Annotated in this window: 23 protein-coding genes and 1 riboswitch; of the genes, 12 read left to right on the top strand and 11 right to left on the bottom strand. The window is 68.0% G+C overall.

Annotated elements, in window-relative coordinates:
- Nucleotides 1-10: 10 nt before the first annotated feature.
- A complete protein-coding gene (locus tag ACIA12_RS15575; protein WP_396367643.1) occupies nt 11-952 on the bottom strand; it encodes a DMT family transporter in 942 nt (313 codons plus the stop codon).
- A gap of 114 nt (nt 953-1,066) precedes the next feature.
- On the opposite strand from ACIA12_RS15575, the gene ACIA12_RS15570 reads away from it, so the two are divergent.
- The gene (locus ACIA12_RS15570) at nt 1,067-2,287 is read left to right on the top strand and encodes an MFS transporter (protein WP_396367642.1); all 1,221 of its coding nucleotides are present in this window, start codon (nt 1,067-1,069) and stop codon (nt 2,285-2,287) included.
- Here ACIA12_RS15570 and atzF read toward each other — a convergent pair.
- The 5 genes from atzF to ACIA12_RS15545 are packed head-to-tail and all read right to left on the bottom strand — an operon-like array spanning nt 2,260 to nt 8,768.
- Nucleotides 2,260-3,840, bottom strand: coding sequence for an allophanate hydrolase (gene atzF / locus ACIA12_RS15565; RefSeq protein ID WP_396367641.1), 1,581 nt, complete (start codon nt 3,838-3,840; stop codon nt 2,260-2,262). The genes ACIA12_RS15570 and atzF overlap by 28 nt on opposite strands.
- A complete protein-coding gene (locus ACIA12_RS15560) occupies nt 3,837-5,987 on the bottom strand; it encodes a 5-oxoprolinase/urea amidolyase family protein (RefSeq protein ID WP_396367640.1) in 2,151 nt (716 codons plus the stop codon). The genes atzF and ACIA12_RS15560 overlap by 4 nt, the downstream gene beginning before the upstream one ends.
- Nucleotides 5,987-6,610, bottom strand: a complete 624-nt coding sequence (locus ACIA12_RS15555; RefSeq protein WP_396367639.1) for an urea amidolyase associated protein UAAP2 — start codon at nt 6,608-6,610, stop codon at nt 5,987-5,989. Before ACIA12_RS15555 ends, ACIA12_RS15560 begins: the two co-directional genes overlap by 1 nt.
- On the bottom strand, nt 6,607-7,218 hold the full coding sequence (locus tag ACIA12_RS15550; RefSeq protein ID WP_396367638.1) for a DUF1989 domain-containing protein: 612 nt from the start codon (nt 7,216-7,218) through the stop codon (nt 6,607-6,609). Before ACIA12_RS15550 ends, ACIA12_RS15555 begins: the two co-directional genes overlap by 4 nt.
- Nucleotides 7,215-8,768 carry an amino acid permease gene (locus ACIA12_RS15545; RefSeq protein ID WP_396367637.1) on the bottom strand — a complete coding sequence of 518 codons (1,554 nt, stop codon included), beginning with the start codon at nt 8,766-8,768 and terminating at the stop codon, nt 7,215-7,217. Before ACIA12_RS15545 ends, ACIA12_RS15550 begins: the two co-directional genes overlap by 4 nt.
- Nucleotides 8,769-8,824: 56 nt before the next feature.
- A riboswitch (guanidine-I (ykkC/yxkD leader) is annotated at nt 8,825-8,936 on the bottom strand.
- 187 nt (nt 8,937-9,123) lie between these two features.
- Between ACIA12_RS15545 and ACIA12_RS15540 the strand changes: the two genes are divergently transcribed.
- Both ACIA12_RS15540 and ACIA12_RS15535 read left to right on the top strand, forming a co-directional pair.
- A complete protein-coding gene (locus ACIA12_RS15540; protein WP_363832254.1) occupies nt 9,124-9,567 on the top strand; it encodes a VOC family protein in 444 nt (147 codons plus the stop codon).
- Nucleotides 9,568-9,591: 24 nt separating this feature from the next.
- Nucleotides 9,592-10,995 (top strand): dihydrolipoyl dehydrogenase family protein, encoded by a 1,404-nt coding sequence (locus tag ACIA12_RS15535; protein ID WP_396367636.1) that lies wholly within the window; start codon nt 9,592-9,594, stop codon nt 10,993-10,995.
- On the opposite strand, the gene ACIA12_RS15530 is transcribed toward ACIA12_RS15535, so the two are convergent.
- A complete protein-coding gene (locus ACIA12_RS15530) occupies nt 10,949-11,524 on the bottom strand; it encodes a hypothetical protein (protein WP_396367635.1) in 576 nt (191 codons plus the stop codon). The two genes, ACIA12_RS15535 and ACIA12_RS15530, sit on opposite strands and share 47 nt — an antisense overlap.
- 346 nt (nt 11,525-11,870) lie before the next feature.
- Here ACIA12_RS15530 and ACIA12_RS15525 point away from each other — a divergent pair, with 346 nt between their 5' ends.
- The 4 genes from ACIA12_RS15525 (at nt 11,871) to ACIA12_RS15510 (ending at nt 16,225) form a co-directional block, all read left to right on the top strand.
- On the top strand, nt 11,871-13,412 hold the full coding sequence (locus tag ACIA12_RS15525) for a discoidin domain-containing protein (protein ID WP_396367634.1): 1,542 nt from the start codon (nt 11,871-11,873) through the stop codon (nt 13,410-13,412).
- Nucleotides 13,413-13,424: 12 nt separating this feature from the next.
- Complete coding sequence (locus tag ACIA12_RS15520) at nt 13,425-14,663, top strand: MFS transporter (protein WP_396367633.1); 1,239 nt, start codon at nt 13,425-13,427, stop codon at nt 14,661-14,663.
- Nucleotides 14,660-15,637 (top strand): hypothetical protein, encoded by a 978-nt coding sequence (locus tag ACIA12_RS15515; protein WP_396367632.1) that lies wholly within the window; start codon nt 14,660-14,662, stop codon nt 15,635-15,637. The genes ACIA12_RS15520 and ACIA12_RS15515 overlap by 4 nt, the downstream gene beginning before the upstream one ends.
- Nucleotides 15,638-15,727: 90 nt before the next feature.
- Nucleotides 15,728-16,225 carry a SigE family RNA polymerase sigma factor gene (locus tag ACIA12_RS15510; protein WP_396367631.1) on the top strand — a complete coding sequence of 166 codons (498 nt, stop codon included), beginning with the start codon at nt 15,728-15,730 and terminating at the stop codon, nt 16,223-16,225.
- 120 nt (nt 16,226-16,345) lie between these two features.
- Here ACIA12_RS15510 and ACIA12_RS15505 read toward each other — a convergent pair whose 3' ends face one another.
- Nucleotides 16,346-16,585, bottom strand: a complete 240-nt coding sequence (locus tag ACIA12_RS15505) for a hypothetical protein (RefSeq protein ID WP_396367630.1) — start codon at nt 16,583-16,585, stop codon at nt 16,346-16,348.
- A gap of 29 nt (nt 16,586-16,614) precedes the next feature.
- On the opposite strand from ACIA12_RS15505, the gene ACIA12_RS15500 reads away from it, so the two are divergent.
- Nucleotides 16,615-17,127 carry a PASTA domain-containing protein gene (locus tag ACIA12_RS15500; protein ID WP_396367629.1) on the top strand — a complete coding sequence of 171 codons (513 nt, stop codon included), beginning with the start codon at nt 16,615-16,617 and terminating at the stop codon, nt 17,125-17,127.
- Between the two features lie 20 nt (nt 17,128-17,147).
- A complete protein-coding gene (locus ACIA12_RS15495; RefSeq protein WP_396367628.1) occupies nt 17,148-18,176 on the top strand; it encodes a DUF4037 domain-containing protein in 1,029 nt (342 codons plus the stop codon).
- Nucleotides 18,177-18,233: 57 nt separating this feature from the next.
- On the opposite strand, the gene ACIA12_RS15490 is transcribed toward ACIA12_RS15495, so the two are convergent.
- Together ACIA12_RS15490 and ACIA12_RS15485 are read right to left on the bottom strand one after the other, a co-directional pair.
- Nucleotides 18,234-19,223, bottom strand: a complete 990-nt coding sequence (locus ACIA12_RS15490) for a hypothetical protein (RefSeq protein ID WP_396367627.1) — start codon at nt 19,221-19,223, stop codon at nt 18,234-18,236.
- An 18-nt stretch (nt 19,224-19,241) separates the two neighbouring features.
- Nucleotides 19,242-20,207, bottom strand: coding sequence for a hypothetical protein (locus ACIA12_RS15485; protein ID WP_396367626.1), 966 nt, complete (start codon nt 20,205-20,207; stop codon nt 19,242-19,244).
- Nucleotides 20,208-20,453: 246 nt separating this feature from the next.
- On the opposite strand from ACIA12_RS15485, the gene ACIA12_RS15480 reads away from it, so the two are divergent.
- Nucleotides 20,454-21,431, top strand: a complete 978-nt coding sequence (locus tag ACIA12_RS15480; RefSeq protein WP_396367625.1) for a WxL protein peptidoglycan domain-containing protein — start codon at nt 20,454-20,456, stop codon at nt 21,429-21,431.
- Nucleotides 21,432-21,433: 2 nt separating this feature from the next.
- Here ACIA12_RS15480 and ACIA12_RS15475 read toward each other — a convergent pair whose 3' ends face one another.
- Nucleotides 21,434-21,829 (bottom strand): SRPBCC family protein, encoded by a 396-nt coding sequence (locus ACIA12_RS15475; protein ID WP_396367624.1) that lies wholly within the window; start codon nt 21,827-21,829, stop codon nt 21,434-21,436.
- Between the two features lie 52 nt (nt 21,830-21,881).
- On the opposite strand from ACIA12_RS15475, the gene ACIA12_RS15470 reads away from it, so the two are divergent.
- Both ACIA12_RS15470 and ACIA12_RS15465 read left to right on the top strand, forming a co-directional pair.
- Nucleotides 21,882-22,289 carry a MarR family winged helix-turn-helix transcriptional regulator gene (locus ACIA12_RS15470; protein WP_396367623.1) on the top strand — a complete coding sequence of 136 codons (408 nt, stop codon included), beginning with the start codon at nt 21,882-21,884 and terminating at the stop codon, nt 22,287-22,289.
- 147 nt (nt 22,290-22,436) lie between these two features.
- Nucleotides 22,437-24,665 carry a carbohydrate-binding protein gene (locus ACIA12_RS15465; RefSeq protein ID WP_396367622.1) on the top strand — a complete coding sequence of 743 codons (2,229 nt, stop codon included), beginning with the start codon at nt 22,437-22,439 and terminating at the stop codon, nt 24,663-24,665.
- Nucleotides 24,666-24,747 lie beyond the last annotated feature (82 nt).

Genomic DNA, 24,747 nt, shown 5'->3' with positions numbered 1-24,747 from the left:
TCGCCAGATGTCAAACCTTGGCCGGTATGACGGCCTCTACGGCAGTGTCGACTGATGTTCGAGGGCGGTGCAGGCCCACCAGCAGGCCGGTGATCACCAGGGCTACTCCGGCCAGTTCGGCGGGGGCGGGGAGGCCGAAGCCGAGGGTCAGGGAGGTGAGGATGGTGCCGATGGGGATGATTCCGGCGAAGAGTCCGGCTCGGTCGGGGCCGAGCATCGGCAGGGCCCGGTACCAGAGGAGGAAGGCGATGCCGCTGACGAGGATCGCCAGGTAGGCGAGGCCGGCCAGTTCGCCGAACGTCGGAGTACGGACGAAGTGGGCGGGGCCGTCGGTCAGCAGACCTAGTGCGATCAGCATCGGTACCGAGGTGGCGGCGGTGTAGGCGGAGACGCGGACTGGGCCTAGTCGGACCAGTAGCGGGAGGGCTAGTAGGGAGAAGCAGGCTTCGCAGGCGAGGGCGCCTACGGAGTACAGGATTCCTTGGGTGTCTGAGGTGCCTAGGCCGGAGGCCAGGGCGGTGCCGGCGACGACGATCGATGCCGCGGTGATGATTCGGGCGGAGGGGCGGGTTCGGTGCATGACCGGGCCGGCCAGGGCGAGCACGATCGGGACGGTGCCGACGATCGTGCCGACGATGGCCGGGTTCGCGTGTTTCGTGCCTTGGATGACGAAGAGGTTGAAGAGCACCAGGCCGGTCGCGGCGAGCGCGAGCAGCAGGAGTGCCTCGCGGCGGGTGGGTCGGATCAGCGGGATGCGGCGGCCGTACGCGACGGCGAAGAGCAGCGCCGCGGACACGAGGTAGCGCGCGGCCTGGCCGCCGTAGAAGGGGTAGTCGTTGACGACCCCGGAGACCGCGGCGAGGCTGCCGACCAGAAACATCGCGCTGCCCGCGCGACTGTAAGCGGCCCAGGAATGCGCATGGTTGGCGGTCGGGCGGGGGTGGGTGGTCATGGGTCCCACCGTATGAGGGTTCTGGCTTGGTGTAGTGGTCCAAAGAGGGTCAGGTTGAGTGGTCCATAACTTGCCTCTTGCCGACCGGGCGTCGGGCAGCCATAGTCGGGCGCGATGTCCGCTCAGCTGGAGTCGAGTGTTAGGCGCGGCAGTCGGCCGCTGGTGGTGGCTGCGCTCGCCGTCACGCAGACCGTCGGCTACGGCGTCCTGTACTACGTGTTCGGCGTCTTCCTCGGCCCGATGAGCTCCGACCTCGGGATCTCCACCGCCACCTCGGCCGGCGCTCTCACCTTGGCCATCCTGGTCAGCTGCGTGATGTCGGTCCCGGTCGGCCGCTGGCTCGATCGGCGCGGCGCGCATCTGCTGATGACCGCCGGCTCGTTGCTCGCCAGCATCGCCGTCCTCGCCTGGTCGCAGGTACAGAATGTCGCGCAGCTCTACGCCGTGTTCGCGCTGATCGGGGTCGCGTCCGCGATGGTCCTGTACGGCCCGGCCATCGCCGTACTGGTCGCGGTACTGGAGCCGAAGCGGCGGACGAACGCCCTACTCGTCGTGACGTTGGTGGCCGGCCTCGCCAGCACGATCTTCATCCCTCTCGCCGGACAACTGATCCGCACGCACGGCTGGCGAGAGGCCCTGCTGATTCTGGGCCTGGCACACAATCTGCTGACCGTCCCGCTACACGCGTTCGCGCTGAGAGGCACCCGCCCCACCCACACCAAGACAGCCGCCGACCGCGCGGAGCACAGTCGGGCGATTCGAGCGGCGCTCCGCGACGGCGGCTTCTGGCTGATCACCACCGGCTTCGTCCTGCACAGCGGCGCGATCGCGATCGTGTCGGTCCATCTCGTGCTCTTCCTGGGCGACCTCGGGTACAAACCTGCCGTAGCCGCGGGGCTGACCGGACTGCTGGGCCTGTACTCCGTGACGGGCCGCCTCGTCACCTCCGTGCTGCAGCGCTGGCTCGACATGTCGACGATCGTCGCGCGGACGTTCCTGATCCAGTGCTTCGCGATCGGCATCCTGCCGTGGCTCGGCCGGAGCGCTCTGGGCGCGGCCGTCTGCATCGTGTTGTTCGGACTCGGCTTCGGCGTCTCCACACTCGCGACGCCCGCGATCCTGCTCGATCGGTACGGCGCGGCCGGGTACGGCACGATCTCGGGAGCACTCGCGACCCCGGTGCTCGCGGCCCGCGCGATCGGCCCGCTCGGCGCGGCCGTACTGGCCACGACGGCGGGCTATCGCTACACGATGGTGCCGGTCTCGTTGGCGCTCGCGGCTGCGAGCGTCTGCCTGATGTTCATCCGCTACGTCCCCAAACCGGCGCCGAGGTAGTTGCGCCAGCTGCCCGAGGCGGTGATCTCCTTGGTCGGGTCGGCCGCGTCGGCGGTGCAGACGAAGCCGAGTACTTCGGTGCCGTCAGCGAGCTCGATCGGGCCGATCGCCAGGGGTGGCGCGATCGTGGACAGGAAGCCGGCCAGCTCCGGGGTGGGTAGGCGCCAGACCTCGACCTCGATGCCTGGGCCGTCGATCGGTGGCGTGGTGCGGGTCAGGCCGGGGCGTGGTCCTGGCACCAGGAACATGCGGTAGTCGCCGGCGGTTCTGGACTCGAAGGCGAGCGTGGCGCCTCGGAGTACCAGATCTTTGTTGAGGGGCTGGCCGGTCAGGTGGGCGCCGGCTACGGCTAGGAGGACGCCGTCGGGTGGTCGCGTGGTTGGTTGCTCACCGCACCAAACGGCGGCGAGGTCGATGACGAGGTGGTCGTGGCCGGCCGGGGCGAGGAGCTGTACGCCGAAGGGCAGTCCGTCGGGGCGGGCCGGGCCGGGGAAGGCTATCGCGCAGAGGTCCAGCAGATTGACCATGTTGGTGAAGCGGCCGAGCCGGCTGTTCACGCCGATCGGGTCGGCGGCGACCTCGGCGAGAGTTGGGTGGGTCTCGGTCACGGGGAGCAGCAGGGCGTCGATGTCGTCCCAGAGTGGCTCGGTTTGGCGCCTCAGGGCTGCGAGTCGGTCGAAGCCGGCGAAGGTTTGCGAGGCGGTGAGGGTGGCGCCCTTGCGGACGATCGCGCGGACGGTCGGGTCGACGGCGGGGTCGTCGTCGAGCTTGTCGCCGAAGGCCAGCCAGCGTTCGGCGAGCCACGGGCCGGAGTACAGGAGGTCGGCTGTCTCGAGCAATGCGGTGATGTCGACCGGTACGACGTCGCCGAGCTTCGCGGCTTGGTCGAGGGCTTCGATCCACGCCTGTTCGTGCAGGGGGTCTAGGCCGAGGGGTTTGTCCGGTACGCCGATGCGCTGCGGCCCGGGCCTTTGCGTGGCTGGTGGAAGCGTGCGGGAGTACGGGTCGGTGGGGTCGTACACGGCCATCACCTCGAAGGCGCGGCGGGCGGTGTCGACCGTGCGGGCGAAGACCGTCACGCAGTCGAGTGAGCGGCAGGCTGGTACGACGCCGCTGGTGGAGACGAGTCCCTTGCTCGGTTTGATGCCGACGATTCCGTTGAACGCGGCCGGGACGCGTCCGCTGCCGGCTGTGTCGGTGCCGAGCGCGAAGTCGACCTCGCCGGACGCCACCGCGACGGCGCTGCCCGCGCTGGAGCCGCCCGAGATGTGCTGCTCGGAGAAGACCGAGTGTGGGGCGCCGTACGGCGAACGCGTGCCGACCAGGCCGGTCGCGTACTGGTCGAGATTCGTCTTGCCGAGGGGGACGGCGCCGGCCTCGATCAGGCGGTCGACGACGAAGGCGTTGGTTGCCGCGGGCATCGTGTTGCGGGGATCGCCGGCGGTGGTCGGTACGGCGTACAGGTCGATGTTGTCCTTGATCGCCATCGTCAGACCGTGCAGCGGTCCTGGGCGTGGTTCGATCGGGTCGACGCGGGTGATCCAGACGGTCATGCTCCCCACCTCGCCCGCTCGGCGTCGAACGCGGCGCGGCGTTTCGCGCGCAGACTGACGATGTCCATCGGTGCCTCCTGCTCGATCGCGCGGACGTCGGCGATCGAGAACGTCGACGGCCGGACCTGGAGATCCGCGCGGCCGGCCTTGATGTCGGCGCGTTGCCGGGCGAGTTCCTCGGTGCTGACGGGGGTGAAACTGATCTTGTCGAACTGCCTCAGCAGCCAGGGTTGTTCGTCGCGCTCGGACAGCCGCCAGACGGGGACGGTGCGGCCGACGAGTTGGTAGCCGCCGGGGCCTTCCATGCCGTAGATGCAGAGGTAGATGCCGCCGATGCCGACGGCGTTCTGCGGGGTCCAGGTGCGGGCCGGGTTGTACTTCGTGGTGACGAGCCGGTGCCGCGGATCGATCGGCACCGCGACCGGTGCGCCCAGGTACACATCGCCGAGCCCGACCACCAGATAGGTGGCCTCGGCAACGATGTCGAACACCTCGTCGCGCTGCTCGAGATCGTTGACCCGCCGGATGAACTCCACGTTGTCCGGACACCACGGCGCGTCTGGTCGCACGGAAGCCGCATACCTCCGCATCGCCTCGTGCGCCAACGGATGATCAAACGCAATCGGCAGGCTGACCTCCCGAGCCGGCAACACCACCCGCCCCGGATCCGCCAGCCCATCAGCCAGTACGACGAGATGCTCTGCCAACTCCCCAGGCGCCAACCGCCCGGAGTCCACGGCGATCAACACCGACCGCACGCCCTCGACAATCTCGGTCACCCCGTCGAGAGCCTCTCCCCGAAGCGCCTCGGCGAGAAGATGAATCCAGACTCGCACTGTCAGGTCGAGCTCCAAAGGCCCGGCCTCCACAAGCACATGCCGCTCACCAGCCAGCCTGATGCTGTATGCCGGCGAGCCGCCGGGGTGGGTGGGGTGTGGGGGGAGTGAGTCGCCGCTGGGTCGGGTGAGGTGGCTGGAGTCGCCGCGTTGGTCGGGGAACGTCGGTGGGGGGAAGCCGCCGCGTTGGCCGGGGGACGGCGGTGGGGGGAAGCCGGCGCCGCGGGGCTCGGCAGCGTTGACCTCCGTGAGGTCGGCGCTTGCAGCGCTATCGCCGCTGCAAGCCGTTGCTTGGTGGTGAAGGGCCGGTGGACGGTCTGGGGCAGGGGTGGTTAGGGCGGTGAGTTGCTGGTCTTGGCGGAGATCGCGGAGCCAGGTGCGGCGGATGTGGATGGCTTCGGCGGCTGCTTCGGGGGTTACGGGGTGTAGGTGGAGGGTGTCGCCGGGGCGGAGTTGGCCGAGGATCCAGCGGTCGGCCTCGATGGTTACTGCGGGGACTACGAAGCCGCCTAGGGAAGGGCCGTCTTTTCCTACTATTACTGGGGTGTCGCCGGAGAGCATGATGCCGCCGACCGGGTAGGCGGAGTCGTGGACGTTGGACGGGTGGAGGCCTGCTTCGCCGCCGTCGGTGCGGGCCCATTCGGGGATCGGGCCGACCAGGCGGATGCCGGTACGGTCGGAGCGGTGGTCGATCGTCCATACCGTCGAGAAGAAGGAATCCACCCCCGTAGCAGTGAGGTGCTCGGGAGCGCCATGCGGACCGGCGATGACTCGCAAGGTCCACTCGTTGGTCAGCGTCGGCAATGTGATGGCGGCCGGCCGCAACAGGTTCTCGCGCCGCCCGAGGGGTAGCGAGTCACCGGCGATCAGCGCACGGCCGTCCAACCCCCCGAATTCTCCGAGGATGAAGGTTGAGCGGCTGCCGAGCACGCGTGGCACGTCCAGACCGCCTTCTACGGCGACGTAACCGCGCATACCGGGACCGTCCAGTGGGCCGACGTCGAGGACGGAGCCGGCGGTCAGGCGGGCGACTGTGCCGGGGCGGAGGTGGTAGCCGTTGATGGTTGCTTGGGTGGCGGCACCCCCGACGCAGACCAGGCGGTCCTCGTCCAGTCGCAGGACCGGGCCGGCCACCACGCACTCGAGCCCGGCTGCATGAGAAGGGTTTCCGACGGCGGCGTTGAGCAGCGCGAAGGTCAACTCGTCCACGGCTCCGGACGGCGGTACGCCGACGTCCCACAACCCCTGCCGCCCGTCCAGATCCTGCACCGTCGTCTGCATGCCGGGGGCAACGACCACAGCGCGCGTCATCAGCCCCACCAGCCGAGCAACTGCACCGGCGTCGGATTCCAGCCGTTGCAGGGGTTGTTGATCTGCGGGCAGTTGCTGATCAGCACGAGTACATCCCGCGACGCCGTCAGCTCGACATACTTGCCCGGCGCCGACAACCCGTCGTCGAACTTCAACCCACCCGACGGCGTCACCGGCACATTCATGAAGAAGTTGATGTTGTGCCCGAGCTCCCGCTGCCCGATCCCTGCAGCAGCCCCGTACCGGAGAAAGGTCTGCCGGCAAGCATGCTGATGCCGGGTGTGCTCCCCATACCGGATGACGTTGCTCTCCTGCGAACATGCGCCACCGACCGTGTCATGCCGCCCGCACGTGTCGTCGGTGATCACAGCAAGCTCATCCAGCCGCGTCGACAACAGCCGCGAACCGGTGGTCAGAAAGACAGCACCCTGCGCCCGCATCGTGTCGAACGCGGAGTACCGATTCGCCACCTCCGCGGCGTCATACAGCAACGTGTCGACAGCCTGATTCCCGTGCAGATCAACGATCCGCAGCCGCCCACCAGCCGGTACCGGCACCAACGCCCCGTCCCCGGCCGCGACCGTCACATCCAGCGCCGCAAGTCCCAAGAAAGAAGTAGTCACAGCGCAGCCCTCCGCGTCATCTCAAGCGCTCGCCCGGCCTCATCCCGCAACGGCTCCGGCCACGGCCCATCAGCGACAGACACCTCCACCGACACTCCAGCGGCAGGCAGCCCGGAGAGCGGATGCGCGGCCGTCGACACGAAGATCAGCAGGTCAGCAGCGGTCCGCAGTACTACGGAATCGCCCGCCACCGCATGCCCCGGCACGAACGCCATCGAGGCCCGCGAGTCATCAGCGATCGCGACCTTGGAGAAGAAGTTGATACTCCCGTGCAGATCAACCTCACCCAACCCGTACTTCGCAAGCTCGACCACCAACCCATCTCGAGAACCGATGCCGGCCAGGCAGTCGTGCCATTCCAAGCTCGACTCAACCACCGAAGCGAGCGCGAACCCGCGATCCGACATCAACACCAACCCCGGCCGGACACACGCCGACATCTGCGCCTTCAACGTGTCCGGCACATTGAGCCGATCGACCCGATCCGCCGCCACGATCAGCACCGACGCATTGGCGTCGGGGCCGAGCGCAGTCAGCCGGACAAGGCGATCCGCGCGAACAGGAAAGGACCACACCGCATCAGCAGGAACCGAGTGCTGGTAGCTCATGCCGTCTCCAGCACCGGCTGAGCGATCGCCGCGTGGTACCGCCCGCGCTGCACCCGATACGTCGCGAAGCCCGCGACCCCGGTGACGACGAGCGTGATGATCGGCAGGTAATGCAGATACCACCCCTCACCGGCCGGGTCGTAGACCTCCGATCGAGGCCAGGCCAGGTTGATCGCCATCGCCAACCCGTAGACCACGGCGACCCCGTTGACCAGCAGCCCGAACCGCCCGAGCGAGAAGAGCTTCTTGCCGTCCTCGTCGACCCCAGCCGGCAGCGGGTCGCCCGTCAGGCGGCGTACGAACAAAGGCAGCGTGACCATCAGGTACGCCAGGTAGAGCAACATGATGCAGACGCTCGTGAGCCCGAGGAACAGCCCGGCGTTGCCGACGTTCACGACCAGGCAAACAGCCGCGCCGACGCCAGGTACGACGGTCGCGAGCAACGGCGTACCGGTACGCGGGGACACCTTCCGCAGTTGGGAAGAGAACGGCAGCACGTTGTCGCGGGCCATCGAGAAGATCATCCGGGCCGCGGCGGTCTGGATCGCGAGCGTGCACACGCAGACCGCGAACGCGACATCGAGCAGCAGCAGCTTTCCGGTCGTCGATCCGAGGCTGCTGGTGAGCACATACGGCAGGCCCTGCAATCCCAGTGAGCCATCGGTCAGCGACGGCGCGGCCATCAGCGCGGCGACGATCAGGAACGCGCCACCGATGCCCGAGGCGACGACCGCCCGGATGATCGTCCGCGGTGTCGTCGCGCGCGGCTTGTGCGTCTCCTCGGACAGCTCGCCGGCACTGTCGAACCCGACCAGCACGTACGCCGCCATCAGCGCCGAGATCAGCAGCGGTACGACATACCCGGTGCTGTTGTCGAGCCCGGTCGTGTGCAGGACGACCGACGGACCGCGCTCGGCGTGACCGGTCAGCAGGATGACCATCAGGACGACGCCGACGAGCTCGCAGGTGACGCCGACCGAGTTCACGATCGCCGTGACCCGGACGCTGACCGCGTTGAGCGTCGTCGTGACGACGAGCAACAGACAGCCGAGCAGTACTGCGTTCGAGGCCCCGTCGCGGGAGGCGAGCGAGGGGTCGGTACCGATCAGCTGGAAGCCGCTCCACACCGCCGGCAACACCACCTGCAACGCGATCGCGGCCGCCGCGACCGTGATGATCTGCGCGACGATCATCGTCCAGCCGGCGAACCAGCCGACGACGGCACCGCCCAACCGGCGTGACCACTGGTAGATCGCGCCCGACAACGGGTACCGCGCGGCCAGTTCGGCGAAGCACAGCGCGACCATGAGCTGCCCGGCCAGGACGGCCGGCCAGGTCCAGAAGAACGCGGTACCGCCGAAGCCGTACCCGAGACCGAACAACTGGAAGACCGTCGTCAGGATCGAGACGAACGAGAACCCGGCCGCGAAGGACGCGAACGTCCCCACCCGCCGGGACAGTTGCTGGTCATAGCCGAAGCTGCCGAGATCTTGGGCGCTGGTCCTGGAGCTGGCACTGTCGACCGCGGCGGGGTCGAGCGTTGCGGACATTCCGGCCTCCCGAAAGAGTCAGCCCGGAACGCGCACGGCAGCCCGGGGCCATCAAGGCCTCCCGGGCTTTTGTCCCGCCGTGGAACGGCTCCGGCGGACCGGTGCCGTCTCCCCTCTCGGACCAGTCCTCCGATGTACTGCCGGAGCGGAACCCTAGGGGCGCCCCGCCCTCGTCGGCGGGTCGTTTACCAGTCCACGACGGCCGTGTTTCACCCCAAGCCATCGCTCGTAACGTCCTGATGAACACAACCTCACGCCCGTCGCCCGGTCCTGAGAGCAGGTGTGAGGAGTGACGTACACGGACAGCGTCATCTGACGGGCGCGAAGCCCGCGGCCCGGCTCCTACCTTCCAGCTATGGACATGAAACTTGAGGTAGTGGTCATCCCCGTCAGCGACGTCGACAAGGCGAAGGCCTTCTACGAGCAGCTCGGCTGGCGGCTCGACGCCGACTTCGCCACCGAGAAGGGGTTCCGGGTCGTCCAGGTGACGCCGCCGGGCTCGGACGCCTCCGTCATCTTCGGCGACGGCGTCTCCAACGGCGAGCCCGGCTCGTTGCAGGGGCTGCAGTTGGTGGTCAAGGACATCGAGGCGGCGCGGGAAGAGCTGATCGCGAAGGGCGCCGACGTCAGTGAGGTCTGGCACGACGCCGACGGTGTCTTCCACCACGCCGGCGACGCGAACCGGGCAGCCGGCCCGGACCCCGACCGGCGCAGCTACGGTTCGTGGCTCTCGTTCAGCGACCCCGACGGCAACGGCTGGGTGGTACAGGAAGTGGTCACCCGGCTGCCAGGGCGCTGACCGGGGGCTGGGACGATGGGCGGCATGGCAACTACGGAGTACGACGTCATCGTGCTGGGCGCCGGCGCGGTCGGGGAGAATGTCGCCGACCGCGCGGTCAAGGGCGGTCTGACCGCGGTGATCGTGGAGAGCGAACTGGTCGGCGGCGAGTGTTCCTACTGGGCCTGCATGCCCTCGAAGGCGCTACTGCGTTCAGCCCAGGTACTCCGGGCCGCGCGACGCGTGCCGGGTGCCGCCCAGGCCGTGACCGGTGAACTCGACGTCCAGGCCGTGCTCGACCGGCGCGACGAGTTCACCAGCCACTGGAAGGACGACGGCCAGGTCGAGTGGGTCGACGGGGCCGGTATCTCGCTGGTCCGCGGTCACGGGCGGATCACCGGTGAGAAGCAGGTGACCGTCGGAGACCAGGTACTCACCGCACGGCACGCGGTCGTCATCTCGACCGGTTCCGACTCGCTCATCCCCGACATCCCGGGTCTGCGCGAGGCCGACCCGTGGGTGAGCCGGGACGCGACCAGCGTGAAGACGGTCCCGAGCAGCCTGGCGATCATCGGTGGCGGCGTGGTCGCCGTCGAGATGGCCTCGGCGTACGCAGGCTTCGGTACTGCGGTCACGGTGATCGCCCGCAGTGGGCTGCTCGAAGCGATGGAGCCGTTCGCCGGTGAGCAGGTGGCCGACGGACTGCGTGAGCTCGGCGCGACCTTGTTGCTCAACACAGGGACGAAGAGCGTGAAGCGGCTTGATGACGAGGTCGTACTGGAGTTGAGTGACGGTTCGACCGTCTCCGCCCAGGAGGTCCTCGTCGCGACCGGCCGTACCCCGCGTACCGGGGACATCGGCTTGGAGAACATCGGGCTCGAGCCGGGCAGCTGGCTCGACGTCGACGACACCTTGCTGGTTCGTGGCTTCGACTGGCTGTACGCCGGGGGCGATGTCAACCATCGCGCTCTGCTGACTCACCAGGGCAAGTACCAGGCTCGCGCGGCCGGTGATGTGATCGCTGCCCGCGCCAAGGGGAAGCCGGTGTCGGACGCGCCGTGGGGGACCCATGTGGCGACGGCGGACCACCAAGCCGTACCGCAGGTCACCTTCACCGACCCCGAGGTCGCGTCGGTCGGTCTCACCGCGGCCGCGGCGGAGAAGGCCGGCTACCAGACCCGCGTCGTCGACTACGAGATCGGCAACGTCTCGGGCGCCAGCGTGCACGCCGACGGCTACAAGGGCACCGCGCGGATGGTGGTGGACGAGCAGCGCAAGGTGATTCTCGGCGTCACCTTCGTCGGGCCGGATGTCTCGGACCTGTTGCAGGCGGCAACCATTGCGGTGGTCGGCGAGGTCCCACTCGACCGGCTGTGGCACGCGGTACCGGCGTACCCGACGATCAGCGAGATCTGGCTGCGTCTCCTGGAGACGTACGGCCGACCGTGACGTCTGCGGGGGATCGACGGGCGACCGTGAACCAGACGATGACCGCGCACAGCAGACCGGTGGCGATGAAGACGAACGAGCGAGGGTAGGAATCCGTCCGCGCGCCGCCGCAGATCGCGCCGATGGCGTCGCTCGGGCGGTGCCAGGCGAACGTCGCGACAGGTACGCCGAGGCCTGCTACGGCGAGAATCCACTGCCGGCGGAGGAGAGCGACGAGCAGGATCAGCGTCAGGCCGACGACGGTGGTGAGCTCTTCGAACTTGAGCGGTGGTGGGCCGACGGAGTACACGGTGTGGAAGATCAGCGCCGGATCGGCGTACCCGACGAGCAGGGAGTTCTCCGCGGACTGGCCCCAAGGGGTGCAGACGGCGACGACGTAGAGCGCCGCCAGCCGTTGAAGTGGAAGTTGACCGCGTGCGCCGGCGGGTCGATGTGCAGGGTCCAGTTCCAGACGTCTTGCAGATAAGGCGTCAGCGCCAGCAGCGCGAGCCAGAGGGCAGCCAGTTGGAGGCCGCGCCACCGTGGGCATCGCGGTAGGACTTGGGGTAGACGCGGAGTACCAGCCGATTCATGCCTGTGCCGTCCGCGGAGTGCGGTCGATGACGACGTGGGCCGCCTGCTGCATGCGCAGGGCTTCGCGCTGCAGGGCCGCGTTGCCCTCGTCGGTCAGGCGGTAGTACCGACGGGCCCGGCCGTCGACGATCTCCTCGCCGTCGGCTTGTTTGGTGGGGACCAGGGGTCGCGGGCCATTGACGATCGATTATCTGTTAGGTAACTTTCCTAACAATTCTCCCGACCCGCCCCCAGGAGTTGGTCACATGTCCAGACGGATCCGAAGTTCGGCAATCTTGTTGTCGCTAATGCTGGTGGTCGGCGTGAGCGTCAGCCAGGCCACCGCGGGGACCACAGCCGATGTGCTGTTGTCCCGGCAGAAACCAGTACTCACCTCCAGCAACGAAACCACCTCGCTGACCGGCGACAAGGCCGTCGACGGCAACCTGTCGACCCGCTGGGGCAGCACCGAGGGCATCGATCCGCAGTGGATCCGCGTCGATCTCGGGCAGCCGGCCTCGGTGACCCGGGTCAAACTGAGCTGGGAAGCCGCCTACGGCAAGGCGTACCGGATCGAGGTCTCCGATGACGGGACCAACTTCACCACGATCAAGTCGGTGACCAGCGGCAACGGCGCGACCGACGACCTGACCGGTCTGACCGGCCACGGACGGTTTGTCCGCCTGGTCGGGACGCAGCGCGGTACCTCGTACGGCTACTCGCTGTACGAGCTGGAGGTCTACGGCACCGCCGACTCGAGCGGTGACACCCAGGCGCCTTCGGTGCCGACAGGTTTGACGGCTACGGCCGTGACCGCGACAACCGCCAACTTGTCGTGGACGGCGTCGACGGACAACGTCGGCGTCAGCGGGTACGACGTACTGCGTAACGGGGTCGTGGTCACGACGGTCAGCGGCACGCAGTACAACGATTCCGGGCTGACGCCCACTACGTCGTACCAGTACTCCGTCCGTGCTCGCGATCTGGCCGGCAACCTGTCCGCGGCGAGTGCCGCGATCACGGTCACGACCGGCGCGGGTGGTACCGGGGCGTTCGTCCTGGCAGCGGCCGGTGACATCGCGGATCAGTGCACCGCGTCCTCGTCGGACTGCATTCACCCGAAGACCGCGAACCTGGTCGACCTGATCAAGCCGGCCAACGTGATCACGATGGGCGACAACCAGTACGACGACGCGCATCTGTCCGACTTCCAGAACTACTACGACAAGTCGTGGGGCCGGTTCAAGTCGATCACCAAGCCGATCCCCGGCAACCACGAGACCTACGCCGAGCCGTCGTACGACGGGTACGACCGGTACTTCGGGCCGGCGATCGCGAAGCCGCTGGGCAAGCGGTACTACAGCTGGGAGAAGGGCAACTGGCACTTCATCGCCCTCGACTCGAACGACTTCGTCAAGGAGTCCATGGTGGCCGCCGAGCCGGCCCAGCTCACCTGGCTGAAGTCGGACCTGGCCGCCAACACCAAGGGCTGCATCGCGGCGTACTACCACCACCCGCGCTTCAGTTCCGGCGATCACGGTGACAATGCGGGTGCCGCGCAACTCTGGGACGTCTTGGTCGGCGCGAAGGTCGACCTGGTGCTGAACGGTCACGACCACCACTACGAGCGGTTCCTGCCGCAGAACAAGAGCGGAGTGGCCGATCCGAACGGGCCGGTCGAGATCATCGGTGGTACCGGCGGCAAGGAGCTGTACCCGCCGAAGACCGCGCACCCGACGACCGCCAAGCTGCTCGAGACCTTCGGCGTGCTGAAGCTCTCGATGACCGACACCACCTTCCAGAGCCAGCTGATCGACCTCGACCGGCAGGTACTGGACAGCAGCCCGACCTACACCTGCCACTGACAGGCCGGGCTGATGTATCTCGCCGAGACTCGCGGTAGCAGTCCGTCTCAGACAGAACAGACCGGCCGGTTGTGGCGCCGGGTGCCGGCCAATGTGCTGGCCCTCGGTGTGGTCAGCCTGGTCACCGACATCTCCTCCGAGATGGTGACGGCGATCCTGCCGCTCTACCTGGTGATCGGGCTGGGCCTCAACCCCTTGCAGTTCGGTCTGCTGGACGGGCTCTATGCCGGGGCGACCGCAGTACTGCGACTCGTCGGCGGGCACGTGGCCGATCGCTGGCGGCGGCTCAAAGCCGTCGCCGGCATCGGCTACGGGCTGTCAGCGATCTGCAAGCTCGGGCTGCTGGCGGCCGGATCCTCGGTCGCGGCGATCGGGGGAGTGCTTGCGGTCGACCGGGCCGGAAAAGGTATCCGCACCGCGCCCCGGGACGCGTTGATCTCGCTGAGCACCGAGCCTTCGAAGCTGGGCCGGGCGTTCGGCGTCCATCGGGCACTGGATACGTTGGGCGCGTTTCTCGGGCCGCTGGTCGCGGCCGGCGTCTTGTGGGCGAGTCTGGGTGACTTCAACGCCGTCTTCGTCGGCAGCTTCTGCATCGCTTGCTGTGGGGTGCTGCTGTTGGTGATGCTCGTCAAGGATCATCCGCGCCTGGGACCGGCTACTGCTGTGCCTCTGCGGGGGATGCTTGGTTTGCTGAGCATCAAGGCCTTCCGCCGGACTTGCGGATGGGCGGCGATGCTCGGGCTCGTCACTATCACTGACTCCTTTGTCTACCTGGCGTTGCAGCGGCGGTGGGAGGTCAGTACTGCGCTGTTCCCGCTGCTGCCGATCGGTACTGCGGGGACCTTCCTGCTGCTGGCTGTCCCGCTGGGGCGGCTGGCCGACCGGGTTGGGCGGTGGAAGCTCTTCCTGGCTGGGCATGGGGCGCTGGTGCTCGCTTTGCTGTTGCTGTGCGGGCCGGTGAAGAGTCCGCTGCTTGCGGTGGTGGCGTTGGGGTTGCATGGCGCTTTCTACGCGGCTACTGACGGAGTACTGCCTGCTGCGGCCGGTCCTTTGCTGCCTGAGCACTTGCGGGCTAGTGGGCTGGCGCTGCTTCAGACCGGACAGGCGTTGGCCCGGATGGTGTCGGCGGTGTTGGTGGGCCTCGTGTGGACGCTGTGGGATCTGCGGCCGGCCTTGCTGGCTACTACGGCGGCTCTGTTGCTGGTCACGATCGCGGCCGCGGTCGTCCGGCCCTGGAAGGAAGCACGATGAAGAAGGTCCTCACCGGTGTGCTCGGCATCGTGTTGCTCCTGGGCGCCGGGGTCCTGTACGTCGTACAGGCGCGTGGTGGCGGGCCGGCGGTCAACGCGCGGCCGGTGATGTCGGGGCAGATGGCGATTGCCCCGGGCAACTTGTACTTCCGGAACCTTGCGTCGGGGCCGGATGAAGGGAAGCTGGCGGTGGTACCGGCCGGTGATCCTTCTGGTGCTCGGCAGGTCGGGGAGTTGCGTTGCGATCGGTTTGCGACGGCTCGTAGTACGAGTATCTGCCTGCGGTTGAAGCCTGGCTCGTTGCCGCCGTTCACCGAGATGCTGGTGCTCGGTCCGGACCTGAAGGTGAAGCACCAGGAAACCTTGCCCGGTACGCCGAGCCGCGCCCGGGTCTCGCCCGACGGGAACATCGTCAACTGGACCGTCTTCGTCACCGGCGACTCGTACTCGGCGACGGGCTTCTCGACCCGTACCGGGCTCTACGACCTTCGTAGCACGACTCTGCTCAAGAGCATCGAGGAACTGCCGGTCTTCGTCGACGGCAAGCGCTACTTCGCCTCGGACATCAATTACTGGGGCATCACGTTCGCTGCCGACGGCAACACCTTCTACGTGACGATGGGCAGCAAGGGAAAGACGTACCTGATCAAGGCCGACTACCACGGCTACCGAGGCAATGCGGTCGCCCAGAACGTCGAATGTCCGTCCCTGTCCCCGGACGGGCGGCGAGTCGCCTACAAACAAAAGACCGCCGACGGCAGTTGGCGGCTGGCGGTCCTGGACCTCACCAGCCACCAAGTCACCCACCCCGCCGAGACCCGACCCATCGACGACCAGCCTCTCTGGCGCGACAACGGGACGGTCCTCTACGCCCTCCACCACAACACAACCTCAGACATCTGGTCGGTCCCAGCCAACTCAACCGGCACCCCAACCTTGCTAGTCCCCGACGCCTCCTCCCCAGCGTCCGTCTGAACCAAATGCCCGACCGCCGGAAAGCCAGGGAACCTCTGGCCCGGGCCAGGCTGTCTACTAGGTGAGAGAGCCGGGTAGAGCGGGGGAGTTGTGGGCGGGGAAGACGATTTCGGTGACTATGTGGCGGCGCGCTGGGCGAGTCTGGTGCGGGCGGCTGTGTTGCTGGGGTGTTCCGTGGCCGAGGGTGAGGATCTGGTGCAGAGCACGTTGGAGCGGTGTCTGCTCAAGTGGGACAAGGTGCGGGTCGCGGAGGATCGCAACGCGTATGTGCATCGGGTGCTGATCAATCAGTTCATCTCGTCGAGACGCCGTCGCTGGACCGGGGAGCGTCCGGCGGAGGTGCTTCCGGAGTTGGCCGGCGCCGACCAGACCGAAGGGGTCGACGACTCCGATGCGGTGATGCGGGCACTGGACCGGCTGACCAGAGAACAGCGGACAGCCGTCGTACTCCGGTACTACGCACACCTCAGCGAGCAACAGATGGCGTCGACCCTCGGCGTCCCGACCGGAACGGTGAAGAGCCGGCTCGCCCGGGCGCTGAAGACGCTCGCCGAGGACCCGAACCTGGCAGAACTGCGAGGAATCTGATGCACGAATCCCAGTTGACCGAGCTGCTCGAACGAGCCGGCGACCGGACCGTCGTCGGGCCGCCGCCGATCGACGCGATGCGGGCAGGCGCCGCGCGACGCAGGCGCCGTCGTACGGCCGTCATCTCCTTGGCCGCCGCGGTGAGTGTGGTCGCGGCCGTCGGTGGAACCGCGCTGCTGGTGGCGCCGGGAGGGGAGAAGGTGCCGGCGTCGTCCAAGAGCACGTCGCCGAACCACAACAACCCGGTGCCAACGGCAACAAACGGCGTGCCGGCCGGGACCCGGCTGGTCGGGCTCGGGCATGTGGCCATCGCGGTGCCGCGGGAGTGGGGGACGAACCAGGCCCGCTGTGGCACTCCACAGACCGACACCGTCCTGATCAACGCGTGGATGACGCAGCTGTGCGCCGTTCCTCGGCCGGCCGGTGTGGAGAGCGTCGAGGTGGGGGATGGCGAGCCGGGGCCGGCCTACAGGTACGGCTTCAAACCGGACGAGGAGTTCCAGATCAACGGCGTCCGGGCCCAGCGGCAGCGGACAACCTGCAGGCCGAGCGTCGGCGGACCGCAGATCTGCCAGGGGATCGTGCTGCTGCCGTCGACCGGTGTCTGGTTCTCGGCGGAGTCGTCGACCAGCGCGGCCGAGGTCGATCGCATCCTCGAGCGGATCGTGGTGCTGCCGGACCAGGTCGGCGTACCGGAGCAGCACGGCGTGACCTCGAAGGACGACGGCAGCTCCGGACGGAAGTACGCCGATCTGCTGCGTGGGCTCGGATTGCGGGTCGAGACCAAGACCTTGGAGTCCCCGAACTACACGCCGGGCGATCTCCTCAAGGTCGAGCCCTTTCCCGGCACAATGCTGCCCCAAGGGGCAACAGTCACCATCACGGTCGTCGCCAAGCGCTGACCTCTGGGAAAATACAGTGCATGGCTGACTTCGTTCCGGGACTAGAGCTGAGCCGACTGTTCTACTCCGAGGCGGTGCGGCCGATCCTGGAGGCGAAGTTCCCGGTACTCCCGTACAGCGCGGCGTTGATCGGCCGCGGGTCGGAGGTGCTCGGGTTCGACGACGAGCTGTCGACGGATCACGACTGGAAGCCGCGGGTGCTGCTCTTCCTGCGCGAGGAGAACCCGGCCGTCGCCGAGACGTTGCAACGCGACCTGCCCGCGGAGTACCGGGGCCGGCCGGTCGATGCGGCGGCGCCCGGCGTACTGGGGTCGATCGGGGTGCACACGATCGACGGGTACTTCCGGGACGCCCTCAACGTCGACATCCACAACGAGCTGACGGCCGAGGACTGGTTGACCTTCCCCGAGCAGACGCTGCGGACGCTGACCGCGGGCGCCGTCCATCACGATGAGGCCGGGCTGCAGGACGTTCGCGACCGGCTCTCCTATTACCCGCGCGACGTCTGGCTCTATCTGCTGATCGCGGGCTGGTGGCGGGTGCATCCGGAGATCAACCTGGTCGGCCGGACCGGCTCGATCGGCGATGAGCTGGGGTCGGCGCTGATCGGTTCGCGCCTGGTCACCGACCTGATGCGGCTCTGTTTCCTGATGGAGCGGCAGTACGCGCCGTACTCGAAGTGGTTCGGTACGGCGTTTGGCCGGCTGGAGTGCGGACCCGAACTCCAGCCGATCCTGGTCGAGGTGCTCCACGCCAGGACCTGGCAGGAACGCGAGCGGGCGCTCAATGCGGCGTACGAGAAGCTCGGGGCGATGCACAACGCGTTGCAGCTGACCGAGCCGGTCACGATCGGCGTCGAGCAGCTGTGGAACCGGCCGTTCAAGGTCGCCTGGGCCGACTACCCCGGCTTGCTGGCCGAGCAGATCAAGGACCCGGCCGTGCTGAGCATCCTCAAGAGATGGCCGGTCGGCCCAGTGGACCAGTTCCGCGAGTTTCTGTGGCGCCCGCACAACCGCACCTTGTTGCTCCGCGTCTTCGACGAGGAATGACAGGAGCCCAGGCCAACCGACCTGGGCTCCTGCAAGTACTGCACGTTCAGGCGAAGGTCACTCGCCGACCATCGGGTCGCTACCGCTGCCCGTGTAGAGGAAGTGCGCCTCCGCGTTCTGCGTGGCCGGAGCGGTGCCGATCGTGTTGATAACCGTCTTCGAGCCCACAGCCTTGCTCATGGCGTACACGGTGAGTGTGTTCGCCGTGTTGTCGAAGGCAGTCAGCAGCGTGCCGTTGCCGCACCGCGAGGCGACGAGCTGGTCGTAGGCCTTGAAGCCGGTCGTGCGGACCGCCTTCAGGGTGCCCTTCAGCGGAGCGGTCACCGGCAGGTGGACCGTCCACAGGGCGCCGGCCTTGGTGGTGGCCAGCAGGGTGTCGTAGGTCGGCGACTCGGAGATCACGGTGATCGCCTTGAAGCCGTTGTAGCCCGGCGCGTGCCCGGCGGCGACGACCGGACCGGTCGGGCCGTTGACCCGGTACCGGTACAGCGAGCCGTTCGTGTTCAGGGCGTACAGGAAGGTGTGATCCTTCGTGGTGCCCGGCACGTAGTAATTGGCGCTGGTCAGGGAGTAGAAGCCGCCGTAGCCGCCGCCCAGGACCTTCGAGCTGGTCTTCGGGGTGTTCGAGCCGTTGTAGTACGTCTCGGCGCCCGCGTAGAGGTTGCCGGCCCGGAGCACGAAACCGGCGTAGTAGCCGACGCTCGGCGACGGCTGCCAGTAGTACCAGCTGGAACTGGCCCGGCCCGGGAACAGCTTGAACGGCGCGTACTTGGTCACGCCCACCGGCCTGGTGGCGGTGACCTTGTAGTTCCCGTTCAGCCCGTCAGCGGTGATGCCGCCGTAGTACGCGTAGCAAGCTGCCGCCACGGCCTTGGTCTGGGCCTGGGCCTGGGCCTTGGCCTGCGGGCCCTGCGCCGCGGTCCGGCCGGCCGCGTTGCGGGCCGGCTCGGGCTTGCCCTGCACGTCGGCGGTCGCCTGGCCGGCGGCCGCCGCCGCGGCGACCAGGCTCAGCCCGGCCACCACGGCAGCGAAACGACGAATTCTCATGCTGCGGTCTCCCTTTTACTACTCGCCGATCAGCGACGGGCTGCCGCTGCCCGTGTACAGGAAGTGGGTCACCCCGTTGTGCGTGGCCGGCGCGCTGCCGATCGTGTTGATGATGGTCTTCGAGCCGTTCGCCTTGCTCATCGCGAACACGGTCAGCGTCTTGGCCGTGTTGTTGAAGCCGGTGAGCAGCGTGCTGCTGCCGCAGCGCGAGGCGACGAGCTTGTCGTAGCTCTTGAAGCCGGTCGTGCGGACCGCCTTCAGGGTGCCCTTCAGCGGAGCGGTCACCGGGAGGTGGATCGTCCACAGCGCGCCGGCCTTGGTGGTGGCCAGGATGGTGTCGTAGCCGAGCGTCTCGGAGATGACGGTGATCGACTTGAACGACCCGTAGCCCGGCGCGCTCCCGTAGCTGGTGATCGGGCCGGTCGGGCCGTTCACGCTGTAGCGGTACAGCGAGCCGTTGGTGTGCAGGCCGTAGAGGAACAGGTGCGGCCGCGTGGTGCCCGAGACGTAGTAGTTGGAGCTCGTCAAAGCGGTGAAGCCGCCCCAGCCCGTGCCCAGCCTCTTCGAGCTGGTCACCGGCGGCTGGCCCTCGGGGCGCGAGTAGGTCTCCGCGCCGGCATAAAGGTTGGTGCCCTGCAGCACGAAGCCCGCGTAGTAAGTGACGGCCTTCGGCGTGCGCCAGGCGTACCAGGTCGAGCTGGAACGGGCGCCGAACAGCTGGAACGGCGCCAACGGGGCAACCCCAACCGGCTTGGTCGCGGTGACCAGGTAGCTGGAGTTCAGTCCGGTGGCGGTGATGGCGCCGGCCGCGACCTGGCAAGCTGCCGCGACGGCCTTGGTCTGCGGCGTCTGCCCCAAGGACTTCCCGGCCGTGGTGCGCGGACCAGGATCGCTCTGTACGCCCGCTGCGGCCTGACCGGCCGCGGCAGCCCCCGTGACCAGGCTGAGCCCGGCCACCGCAAGAGCAAAACGACGAATTCTCATCTGCAAGATTCTCCCTTAGTACTCGATGCCCCCCGAGGGCCTCTCGCACCGACGAATGTCGCCACACCCTATCGAGCCAGAGGTCTAAACCAGTTCGGGGTTGCCGCAAGCTGCAACGCCGCCACGACTGTTGCGCCCCGGTCGGCCGTTGCGCCGGCTGCCGTTCACCTGCGCTCCATCCAGGCGCAAGACGCTGCAATCCGCCCCATCGGCACGTCTCCCGTCCGATCGTCCGAGGGACACCTGATGCACCCGCCGGTACTCCGCGGGCCCACGGTCCTGCACACCGTGACCCGTGCCATCGCCATCCTCCTCCTCGCCCTGCCCGCGGTCGGTCAGCCGCAGAGTGCGCTCGCGGCTGACAAGCCGCCGTGGGAGATCAAGCCTGCCGCCGGCATCTTCGGCGCGAATCGCTCGAGCTTCAGCTACGCCCTCCCGCGCGGCGGCCAACTGCGCGACGGCCTGCTGATCGTCAACCGCGGCCGGACCCCGCTCACAGCGACGTTGCACGGCGCCGACGCCTTCACCGCCGACGACGGCAGCATCGAGCTGCGAAGCGCTGAGGCCCAGCCGCGAGATGTCGGCGCCTGGATCCAGCTGGCCGACACCACCGTGCGCGTCCCGGCCGGCCGCTCGGTCGACGTACCGTTCCGCCTCGCGCTCCCCGACACCGCCACACCGGGCGACCACCTGGGCGGCATCGTCACCCTGGTGCAGCAGGCCGGTACTACGGACCGCCTGACCACCACCAAAATCCGCCTCCAAGTCAGCGGCGAACTCAAACCGGCCCTGACCGTCGAAGACCTCAAGGTGCACTACTCCGGTACTCCGAACCCCTTCGGCGAAGGCAGCGTCGCCGTCACCTACACGGTCCGCAACACCGGCAACATCATCGTCGCGGCCCGTCAGTCAGCCGCTGTCACCGGTCCCTTCGGCGTCTTCACCGCCGGCCCGGGCCAACTCGCAGATTCACCCCAGCTGCTCCCCGGCGAAACCTGGCAGGTCGCCGCGTCGATCCCCGGAGTACCACCGGCCCTGCGACTGACCGGCACGGTCAGCGTCGTACCCGTCGCGAGGTCAGCCCCGCAACCCACCACAGCCGCAACCGCTCACGTCCTGACCATCCCGTGGACCCTTCTGCTCCTACTGATCGGCTGCGCAGGCGTCCTCACCCTCGCCCTCCTCAGCCGCCGCAACCGCAAACGCCCCGCCCACGCCCGGTGACTTCACTCGCAAAGGCCGCGAACCGCTTCGAGCTCGGCGTCGACAACGGCCAGCTGCGCGGTGACGGCGTCGTCCGGCGCATCGGAGGGGAACTGCAGCGTGAACTGGTACTCGCTGCCGTTGCCGTTCGGTAACACTCGGCTGTAGGCGCCCTGGCTCGGATCGTCGGCCGAGAGGATGTCGACGGTGCCGTGTTCGCGCGAGGACCGGACCACGATTCTCGCCTCGCCCTGGTCGTTCTCGATGATCCAGTGGTCGCCGTCCGGGCGGGCTGAGCGGGCGAACCCGGGGGCCCAGCGGGGCAGGGCGGCCGGGTCGGAGACGAGGTCGAAGACGGTCCCTGGCGAGGCCGCGATGGCGAGGGACCGGGTGTAGCTGCGTTTGAGATTAGTATGCACGTGCAGATCATATGCATCTGCTTACGATTGTTCAACGCCTATCATCCGAACCATGCAGCGCGAAGACCTGGGATCGCTGTTCGGGCGGATCACCCGGCGGCTGTACCTCGCCGAGGAGCCGTTGCTGCGCGCGCACGGGCTCTCGATGTGGGGGTACGGCGTCCTCACCCACCTGGCCAAGGAGCCGGGGATCAACCAGCTCGGGCTCGCCACCGCGATCGGGTACGACAAGTCGCGGCTGATCGCGTTGCTCGACGGGCTGGTCGAGGACGGGCTGGTCGTGCGCGAGCAGGATCCGGCGGACCGGCGCAACCGGCTGGTCCGGCTGACGCCGGCGGGTGAGGCGCGACTGGTCGCAGTACGGGCCGAGATCCGGGCAATGGAGGAGGAGTTGCTCAGCGAGCTCACCGCCGCCGAGCGGCGGTCGCTGATCGCGATCCTGACCCGCCTCGCCGACTAGTCCGGCGGCCGGGCCGGTCGCCCTCGGCCGAGGAATGCGGCTGCCCGGAAGAAGTTCCGGAACCGGGAGAGGGGTGTGCAATGCGTTCCGGGACAGTAGAGTCGCCGCTCGAAGCAAGCGCTTTCCCCGCCCAATCGAGGAGATATCGTGAGGCGATCCATCAGTGCGGCGGTCCTTGTCGCCGCGGCCGCCGGGAGCATGCTCGCGGCCGTCGGCCTGCCCGCGACCGCAGGCCGGCCGGCGTCGACGACGAGCCGGCCCGACCACGGCGCCGCCGTCACAGGCACCTACTCCAGCGGCCCGGCGCAAGCCTGGCAGCCGCTGCCCACCAGCTATGTCACCAGCGACCAGGGCGGTACGACGGACGCCACCGTCGTAGTCGACCCGAGCACGCTGCGCCAGCAGTACTCCGGTATCGGCTTCTCGCTCGACGAGACCAGCGTCTCCAACCTGTGGAAGCTGACGCCCGCCGAGCGCGACCGCGCGATCCGGCTGCTCGTGGACCCGAAGACCGGCGCCGGGCTGGACCGGTTCCGGCTCACCATCGGCAGCCCGGACCTGATCGAGCACCTGCCGTTCTGGTCGTACGACGAGCCGCCCGCAGGCGTCGAGGACTGGAACCTCAAGTACTTCTCGATCAAGCGTGACGTCGACCTGCACATCGTCGAGACGGCCAAACTGATCAAGCGCTACAACCCGCGCGCGACCTTCTTCGCCTCGGCGTGGAGCGCGCCGGCCTGGATGAAGACCAACAACCGGTTCACCGGCGAGGTCGCCCTCAAGCCCGGCAGCACGTCGTACTACCAGGTGGGCAAGCTGCGCGACGACTGCATCGACGTCTTCGCCCGGTACTACGTCAAGTACATCCAGGCCTACGCCAAGCAGGGCATCAAGGTCGACGCGCTGACCCTGCTCAACGAGCCGGGCATCGACGTCGTCTACCCCGCGATGGACATCAGCGTCGAGCAGCAGCAGAAGCTCGCGGTCGCGATCAAGCGCGAGGTGAAGCGGGCCGGCCTCGGCACCGATCTCTACGTGCACGACTTCAACTTCTGGGACTGGCGCGACCCGAACAGCACCGCGACGAAGAACTACTACCGGATCCTGAACGACCCGTTGGCCGCCAAGGCCGCCGACGCGATCGCGTTCCACCCGTACTGGGGTCACCCGACCGTCATGCGGGACGCGTACGAGCAGACCGGCAAGCCGGTGCACATGACCGAGACGAGCGATCTCAACCCGGCCACGATCCTGAACTACTTCCGGCTGGACGCCTCGTCGTACGTGATGTGGGCGCAGACCACCGACCAGGACGGCGGCACCCTGCACTGGACGCCGCTGCGTGACAACAACGTCGACTGGGAAGAGGTCGGCCGCACCACCAAGTGGCCGAACCGGCTCGTCAAGGTCGACACCACCACGCAGACCTTCACCGTTCGCGACGAGCTCTACGCGATGGGCCAGTTCGCGAAGTACCTGGGCAAGGAGCACACCCGGGTCGAGTCGAGCGCGACCTCGAACGGCATCGCCAACGTGGTCTACAAGGATCGCAGCGACAACTTCGTCGCGATCCTCGGCAACAGCAACCCCACGCCGTCGACCGTGCGCGTGGTGCTCGCCGGCAAGTCGTTCACCGCGACGGTCCCCGCCAACTCCTACGCGACGTACCGCTGGAAGGGCGACGTCCCGTCCCAGCACCACAACCACGCCCCGGTACTACGCCCCGTCGGGGACGTAGTCGCGGATCAATACGCCACAACCCAGGTGCAACTGTCGGCGACCGATCGGGACCGCGACAGGCTCGCCTTCTACGCCGTCGACCTGCCCGCCGGCGTCACTGTCGACGACCGCAGCGGCCTGGTGACGCTGCACCCGACGACCGCCGGCAAGCAGGACCTGAAGTTCCGGGTCACCGACGGCGCTGCGAGTGATGAGGTGACCGTCCACGTGACGGTGACGCCGCACGGTACGCCGGTCGGCGAGAAGGTCGAGGCGGAGGCGTACGTCGCCCAGCACGGCTGGACCGATGGCGGCGCCAACTTCGTCGAGAACAACGCGGCCGCGAGTGGCGGCAAGAACGTTGGCTGGACGGCGGCGGGCAACTGGCTCCAGTACCGGCTGGACGTCACCAACGCCGGCACGTACGACGTGGAGCTCCGCGTCGCGAACGGCACCGGCGCGACGGCTCCGGATGCCATCTCGCTGCGGGACGCGTCCGGCGCGGTACTGGCGAAGGTGTCGGTGCCGAGCACTGGCGGCTGGGGAACCTACCAGTCGATCCACACCCAGGTGACGCTGCCGGCCGGCGACCAGCTACTCACCCTGTTCTGCGAGACGGGCGGCTTCAACATCGACTACCTACGCCTGACCGCATAGCTCTCGCACTGGGTCCACCACTCGACGAACCGCGACCATTTGGCTTCCGCGCTTGCGTCGAGTGGTGCCCACGGGGACAGCG

The organism is Kribbella sp. NPDC051620, assembly GCF_044453825.1.
Classification (GTDB): Bacteria; Actinomycetota; Actinomycetes; order Propionibacteriales; family Kribbellaceae; genus Kribbella.
Note: the sequence above shows the minus strand (reverse complement) of the source record. Positions and strands in the feature narration are given on the sequence as shown.